General features: G+C 61.7%; 6 protein-coding genes. 2 read left to right on the top strand and 4 right to left on the bottom strand.

Features of this window, described 5'->3' with window-relative positions; translation table 11 throughout:
• Positions 1–410: 410 nt before the first annotated feature.
• Complete coding sequence (locus H7I87_RS15245) at positions 411–905, bottom strand: hypothetical protein (protein WP_033727449.1); 495 nt, start codon at positions 903–905, stop codon at positions 411–413.
• A gap of 124 nt (positions 906–1,029) precedes the next feature.
• A complete protein-coding gene (locus H7I87_RS15240; protein ID WP_129560096.1) occupies positions 1,030–1,866 on the bottom strand; it encodes a DUF4747 family protein in 837 nt (278 codons plus the stop codon).
• A gap of 338 nt (positions 1,867–2,204) precedes the next feature.
• Here H7I87_RS15240 and H7I87_RS15235 point away from each other — a divergent pair, with 338 nt between their 5' ends.
• Positions 2,205–3,875, top strand: a complete 1,671-nt coding sequence (locus H7I87_RS15235) for an Eco57I restriction-modification methylase domain-containing protein (RefSeq protein WP_033717578.1) — start codon at positions 2,205–2,207, stop codon at positions 3,873–3,875.
• Complete coding sequence (locus H7I87_RS15230; protein ID WP_033717580.1) at positions 3,872–4,582, top strand: PaeR7I family type II restriction endonuclease; 711 nt, start codon at positions 3,872–3,874, stop codon at positions 4,580–4,582. Before H7I87_RS15235 ends, H7I87_RS15230 begins: the two co-directional genes overlap by 4 nt.
• A gap of 108 nt (positions 4,583–4,690) precedes the next feature.
• Here H7I87_RS15230 and H7I87_RS15225 read toward each other — a convergent pair whose 3' ends face one another.
• Together H7I87_RS15225 and H7I87_RS29190 are read right to left on the bottom strand one after the other, a co-directional pair.
• Complete coding sequence (locus H7I87_RS15225; RefSeq protein ID WP_083071830.1) at positions 4,691–4,969, bottom strand: hypothetical protein; 279 nt, start codon at positions 4,967–4,969, stop codon at positions 4,691–4,693.
• 42 nt (positions 4,970–5,011) lie between these two features.
• Positions 5,012–5,350 (bottom strand): HNH endonuclease, encoded by a 339-nt coding sequence (locus H7I87_RS29190; protein ID WP_033717581.1) that lies wholly within the window; start codon positions 5,348–5,350, stop codon positions 5,012–5,014.
• Positions 5,351–5,654 lie beyond the last annotated feature (304 nt).

The following is a 5,654-nucleotide window of genomic DNA, read 5'->3' as shown; positions in this document are numbered from 1 at the left end:
ATAGGCCACGCAGGCACCCTACGGCCCACCGGCTAGTGCACAAATCCGCACCAGGCCACAACCGAAGACACAGGTCACAGCCCTACACAACCGTCGGATCGCCGACAGTGATAAAAGTCAGGTCATGCGCGATCGCGAACGACCTGCATGTCCGCGAACTTCATACTTCACGATCGGACAGCGAAAACCACTTGCGAACTGAGGAAACGCGGAGTCGCTACTTCCTGGGGGTCAAGTGGTCGCAGGTTCAAATCCTGTCAGCCCGACACAGGGAAATGCCTGCGCAATGCGGGTTTTTCGGTCTTATTTCCGCCGCGCCGTGCGATCTGTGTGCGATAACTTGCCAGCAGCCACCAGCACTCGTGGGCACTGTGCAGCCGCCCGTACGGTCGCCAGGGCAGTGGCGCGATTCACTGTGCGCGACGTTGGTCCGGCTTGATGTCGATGTCATCGGGCACGTCAATCGCGTCCTGGTGCAACCCTACGAATTGGATCAGCGTCGCCATTCCCGGTAACAGGCTTGAGACCGCCCAGAATGAAAAGAATCCGACTAATGCGCCCAGAGTTGCCAACACGGCTTTGTTGGCCGTTGGCGACATCGCGGATAGAACAAGCAGGCCGAGCAGCGCGAAAACACCAATGGCAGCAGTGAAAATGAAGGGAGTCAGGTACACCACAGGGTCGCGTCCGATCGCACGCAGCTTGCGCAGGAAGGACTGGTCGAGGAATGCCGACTGGATCGCGACTCCGGCGATCACTGCGCCGATGACCACGCCAACAACTCCCGCTGTCACACTCACCGCACCGACGAGCTTGGCGGGATAGTTCAATCCGAGCACCAACCCGCCAGCGCCGCCCGCGACGCCGATGAACAGATCGATCTGGAGCACGTCGCCAAAGCGCATTTTCCGTATGGCATCCCACAGATGCCGGGTCACTCCCGAATGTCCGGACACTCGATCACCCCATACTCGAACACTCGTGCGAGAGGGTAGCGCGACCCACTGACACGTCCGCCAACCTAGGACTCTAGGCCAGCTCGGGCTGCTCGGGACCCGCCTTACTGGCGACGTACTCACGCAACGCTGCTAACACAATGTCAATGCCGCGTTGAAGGTTCGTGCCGAAGTCTTCCACCATGTCCTCGTCTACCGTGTCGTTGCTGTTGAACTTGACGTTACGAACGCCATGGCTACCTCTTGATTCCATGACGACATGGAGGTCTCCGGTCTCAGTTCCTTCAAGCTTGTTTTCGAACGCTGGTGAACCGATATCGAGTGACTTGCCGTAAGCGGCCTTGAATTCCTCAGTTTTACGATTCGCCGCGAGCGCTCGCATTTGCTGGCGATCATCGTCGATATCTATGCCCGGATTGCTAAACTTGAGTGTGCGCCTTAGCAAATGGACTTTGGGGTTTTGGCGCAACCACTCGAACACACGAGAGGTCGAAGTCACCAGATCCACTTCCCAATCGACCGGAATCAGACCGGTCTTGGCGACAGCTTCGTTGAGCACCGCTTGAAAGCCAGCGCGAAAGGTTTGCGGCTGTAGCCGAGCGGTCGTGGCGAAGGCTAGCCAGCGGTTTTCCTCACGCAGATCCACTGCGAACGGGACAATCGTTTGCTCATTTGCCGATTCGGAGTCGGCTACTTCTCCCTTCATCCACGAAAATGCTTCGTCGTCAAAGGTGACTTGCTGTTGCTGCTCAGAGAAGCCCAGAACGCCCGTCATGAATTCTCCTGATGGCGTTATCGTCATGTCGGCAGCGACCCAGCGCCGTCCGGGCCGACCGGCTGTACTGCGCATGGTGTGTACAGTCTGGTGACTTTCAGCGAGTGCGCTCATGTCTTCGGCAAACGGACGCATTTGCAGAGGCTGCTGGCCTGGGTTCCGCCGATTTATCCGGCCAAAAACAACCCGTCGCGTTTTCCCCGCCATCGCCACCCTGTTCCTTTACGTGCTGCTGTGCGGACCTTACCGAGGACGTCAGCGAAATCGGCGGACAATGCCCCCGTGTCGGCCAGCAACAGAGCCACCGCCACCTGGCTCCGCTGACCCGGAGCAGCGAGCCACGGCGGGCGTCGTCTCTGGGCGGTGGGCCAGGCGATACGCCGGAAGCCGCCGACAGCCTGACCGCCACGTAATGTCGCGTTCCCGGTCGTGTCGCCCCGAGCATGTCGGCGGACGCTCATAGAGTGCGAGGTGTGACCCTGACAGCCACCGACGAGGTGCAGAACTACGGTGAGGTATTCACCCGCCGCTGGGTAGTGGACGTACTCCTGGATCTCACCGGCTACACCGCGGACCGCGACCTAGCGGACCTCCGTCTTGTCGAGCCGTCTTGCGGATCGGGCGCGTTCCTCGGCCCTGCGGTCGAACGACTCATCGCAAGTGCGGTTGCGCATGGGCGGGACTTCACGGCACTCGGCGAATCCATGTGCGTGTTCGACTTGCAGCCCGAGCATGTGGAGACCTCCCGGAAGGTCTGCCGCGAGCTGCTAGAAAGCGCCGGGGCGTCGAAGGAGGTTGCGGCCCGATTAGCCGAACAGTGGGTCCGTCATGATGACTTCCTGCTGTCGGGCGTCGGCCTGCTTGCGCACTCCGACGTGCCGCCCGCCGACGTGATCGTGGGCAACCCGCCATACATCCGCTACGACGACCTGCCGGAGACCGCCGCTGCGGAATACCGACGGACGTGGGCAACCATGCGTGGCCGAGGCGATGTCTATGTCGGATTCATCGAGCGCGCACTTCGAACCCTCAAACCAGGAGGGCGAGTCGGATTCATCTGCGCCGACCGTTGGATGCGTAACCAATACGGTGCCGATCTGCGAAAGCTGGTCGCCAGCAGATTCGCTGTCGAGCACGTCTGGACCATGCACGACGTGGATGCCTTCGAGACACGCGTATCGGCCTATCCAGCGATCATCGTTCTGTCCAACACGTCGCAGGCCGGGGTCACCGTCGCCGAGACCACTGCGGAGTTCGGGCCGGCAAGCGCGTCTGCTCTCGCCAAGGCCGCGGCTCACGAGAGGTTCGATGAATACATCGACGTAGGAGTCAAGGCCCACCGGCTCGCGCAGTGGTTCCCTGGGGATGGACTTTGGCCTACCGGATCACCGGCGAGACTCGCGTTGATCGCGCACCTCAACGACAAGTTCGGACCCGTGCACGACATTCGCACGGGGACGCGGGTAGGCATCGGCATCGCCACCGGCGCTGACAAGGTGTACGTGACTAAGGACGCGAATGCCGCCGAGGCTGACCGATTGGTGCCATTGTCGATGGCCCAAGACTTGGCGACGGGCGAGTTTGTATGGCACGGCAACTATTTGGTGAACCCGTGGGCGGAGGATGGCTCACTCGTTGCGCTGGACGATTACCCGCGCATGGCGGCATACCTGTCGGCGCATCCGGCCCTGCGCGAACGATTCGTTGCTCGCAAGGCTCCTAAGTCTTGGTACCGGACGATCGACAAGCTCAACGCTGGTCTCACGGCCAAGCCGAAGCTGCTGCTCCAAGACATGAAGGCCTACATTCATCCCGTCTTGGAGCCCGGAGGGTACTACCCGCATCACAACCTCTATTACGTGGTGTCCGACGCGTGGGACATGGAGGTACTCGGTGGGCTTTTACTCGGACGGGTTGCGCAGGCGTACATCGAGGCTTACTGCGTTCGTATGCGAGGCGGAACCCTCCGATTCCAGGCGCAGTACCTCAGGCAGATTCGGGTACCTCGCCCCGAACAGATCGACCCAATGGTTGCCGAGGCCCTTCGTGCGGCGTTCCGCGACCGTGATGTCGATGGGGCGACCAAGGCTGCCGGTGAGGCCTACGGCATCGACCTAGCGGAGTATGAGCTAACGGCACTATGACGGCAACATTCGAGGACTATGACGCTGCCGTGCGCGCTTTTTGGGCCGGGCGGGACCTTCAAACGCAGAAGCAGATCGACTCGGGCAAGATTGATGCAGGCACTCGCGGATCGGTGACCGGGGGGCAGCATCTCGGTCCACTCCAAGACGTGATTGCAGAGCAGTTCACATCCCTAGTTGAACTCGGAGCCCAGGTCCGGCGGACCGGGATCATTCCGCTACCGGGCTTCTATCGTCGGGCGAAGAACTGGGACATAGTGGTCACCTTCGAGAGAATCCTGGTGGCTGCGATTGAGTGCAAGTCGCAGGTCGGGTCGTTCGGCAACAACTTCAATAACCGGACCGAAGAAGCCATCGGCAACGCGGTAGACCTTTGGCGTGGCTATGAAGCGGGTTATGTCGGGAATGTCCGGCCCTGGCTCGGTTTTGTCTTTGTAATCGAGCACGCTCCCAACTCGACAAGCATTGTGAGGGATCAGGGGACTCCGGTCTACCGAACCGACCCTGTTTTCGACAATTCCTCATACATCGACCGATACGGGATTCTGTTCGACCGGCTCGTGCGCGAACGGCTCTACGACGCAACCTGTTTGGTGTCCACCGTTAAGGGGGAGGGCATTCACGACGAGCCCGTGCCCGAGGTCTCGACGCAGAACCTCACCGCCGCCATCGCTGGCCGCGTGGCGTACATTCGCGGCCTTATGTGAAGTCCGCATCCCTTACATCGGCGCGTGCGCAGGATGGCTGACCGGATCCGCTGGCTTGCTGCTCATGAGATTCCCTCGGTCAGTGTTGTCGCGGCGTACCCGCTGCGCTCAGCCCCGTTGTGCCCGTCGCGATCCGCTACCGTAGCGCGGCGTGCTTCCTCGGCTGCGCGCTTTGGCCTTGTGCCGCTCCGTCGCGGACTCGTTCACCGTTACCCAGTCGTCGCAGTCGATATCCACCATCACATCAGGATCACGCAGCAGCGGCACATTACGCGGGCGCAGACCACACGACAGCAGCGTCCCCACGATCGGCGCGCCCTGCGAGATCCGCTCGGCGGCAATCCTGTCCGCCCGCGCCAGGGCCCCATCAATCGCCTGCCGGTTCACCGATTGCCGCGCCCACGCCGATGGTCAGCAGCCACCGAGGTCTCATGACTGGTGGTACCCGTCCGGGTCGAAGTACGAGACACGTGGTGCCGGTGGCGGTTTGGCGGCTAGCTGTCTGGCCCTGGCATCGCGGCCAGTCTTCACGCGGTGACAGTCCGCGCACGCGGCCTGTACACTGCTGTCGGAGTTGTCGCCGCCATCGGCTGCCTCGATGATGTGATCGACATGCGTGGCGATGAGAGTGCATACCGTATAGCGCAGTTGGCAGCGGTGCTTGTCGCGGGCCAGGATCCAGGCGTCGGCCTGCGTCCCCTCCTTTCGCGCGAAAAGGCAAACGGCCGCCGTGGTTTTGCGGTACCTGCGTCGAGCACCGTCGCACACGGCGGCCCCGCTGTGTTCTCAGCCAGCGCAGCGCGGGCTGCTGCCGACATCACCGCGGTTGACAACTCGCCACGCCACAGCAACGCCAGCGACGGCGCCGACCGGCCGCCTTCGAACTGGGGAGGGGCTCGGGGCTGTGGGTTTTCGCCCCTCGCGGCCTTGGCAAACGTCTACCCGCTAGGCGCTGTCGGTTCCGGTCGAAAAGTGAGCAGGTGATTCCGGTCGAAAAGTGAGCACCCTTCGATTGGAGAGTGATCACTGTGGAGGATTGGGCCGAGATTCGCCGGCTGCATCGGTCGGAGAA

Origin of the sequence: Mycobacterium timonense, assembly GCF_025821985.1 — a bacterium.
Taxonomy (GTDB): domain Bacteria; phylum Actinomycetota; class Actinomycetes; order Mycobacteriales; family Mycobacteriaceae; genus Mycobacterium; species Mycobacterium avium.
The sequence above is the reverse complement of the archived record's forward strand: the minus strand, read 5'-3'. Positions and strand labels throughout refer to the sequence as shown.

Coding starts and splice junctions, on each gene's coding strand:
- H7I87_RS15245 (WP_033727449.1), bottom strand. CDS start 905: ATGCGCTTTGGCGACGTGCTCCAGATCGATCTGTTCATCGGCGTCGCG.
- H7I87_RS15240 (WP_129560096.1), bottom strand. CDS start 1,866: ATGCGTCCGTTTGCCGAAGACATGAGCGCACTCGCTGAAAGTCACCAG.
- H7I87_RS15230 (WP_033717580.1), top strand. CDS start 3,872: ATGACGGCAACATTCGAGGACTATGACGCTGCCGTGCGCGCTTTTTGG.